This is a genomic window from Allobosea sp. GW821-FHT03A12 (assembly GCF_058986765.1).
This window is the reverse complement of the sequence record NZ_JBYSVZ010000024.1, coordinates 1-1,325: the sequence shown is the minus strand read 5'-3', so window position 1 is coordinate 1,325 and position 1,325 is coordinate 1. Positions and strand designations below refer to the sequence as shown.

The window sequence follows — 1,325 nt, the reverse complement described above, 5'->3', positions numbered from 1 at the left end:
TCCCATCCGGCGTCGCTCGCTCGGCCATTTGCGGCCTTGCGCGGCTGTGGCGCGGCGGCCTTGCTCTGGACGAAGGCGGCCTCGGCGAGCTGGCGCAGGCGCTCGGGCTCGGGCGCCCGGCCGCTGCCGCGATCGGCCGGGCCGGCGGCATGCGGTGCCATACCGGCAGGGCGTGCCGGTGCCCGCGTCGCAGGCACCGCAGCAGCCCTTGCAGCCGGGCGCGTCCCGGAGCCGGCGAAGGCCGGTGCGGCCGCCATGGTATGGCTCGTCCCGCCGCCGGTGCGGAAGCTCGCCACCAGCGTGTTGAGCTCGCCGATCCGGCCGCTGAGCGCCCCGGCCGAGGCGGCGCTCTCTTCGGCCAGCGCCGCATTGGCCTGCGTCATCTCGTCGAGATGGGCGACCGCCTGACTCATCTCCTCGATGCCGTTGGCCTGCTCGCCCGCCGCCGCCGAGATCTCCTGGATCGTGCCGGTGACCTTGCGCGAGGCCGCCAGGATCGTCTCCAGCGACTCGCCGGCCCGGCGCACCAGCTTCACCCCGGCCTCGACCTCGGCATTGGAGGACGAGATCAGCGTCGAGATGTCCTTGGCCGCCTCGCCCGAGCGCTGCGCCAGCGTGCGCACCTCGCTGGCGACGACGGCAAAGCCCTTGCCGGCATCGCCGGCCCTGGCCGCCTCGACCGCCGCGTTGAGGGCGAGCAGATTGGTCTGGAAGGCGATGTCGTCGATGACGCGGATGATGTCGGAGATCTTGCGCGAGGCCTCCTCGATCCTTGCCATGGCGCTGACCGCCTCGCCGGCGATGGCGCCGCCATCCTGCGCCGCCTGCATCGCCTCCTCGGCAACCGCCGCCGCCTGGCGCGCCCCTTGCGCGGAGGCCTTCACCGATGCCGCCAGCTCCTCGGTGGTCGCGGCGGTCTCCTCGAGCGAGGAGGCCTGTTCCTCGGTGCGCTTGGAGAGATCGTCGGCGCCCATGTTGATCTCGCGGGCGGCGATGCCGACATCCGACGCCGTCACCTGGATGGTCGAGACCGTGGCGGAGAGGCGGGCGATCGTCTCGTTGACGGCGTCCTTGAGCTCGGCGAAGCGGCCGCGATAGGCCGTCGGCACCTGGCGGGTGAGATCGCCGGCGGCGAGCGCCTGCAGCACTTCGACGAATTCGGTGGTGGCACCGTCGACCACGGCGTTGATCTCGTTGATGCCGCCGACCAGCTTCTGCATCTGCTCGTCGGCCTGGTCGATCTGCAGCCGCGCCGAGAAATCCCCCGCAGCCGCCGCCGCAACCACCTCGCCAACATCCGTAACCACAACAGACATCGCGTCGGC

The 1,325-nt window shown here is 72.0% G+C and carries 1 protein-coding gene; it reads right to left on the bottom strand.

What is annotated here, in order from left to right:
- The coding region (locus AC3WLC_RS32065; protein WP_493687911.1) for a methyl-accepting chemotaxis protein at positions 1–1,307 on the bottom strand (1,307 nt) is incomplete at its 3' end.
- Positions 1,308–1,325 lie beyond the last annotated feature (18 nt).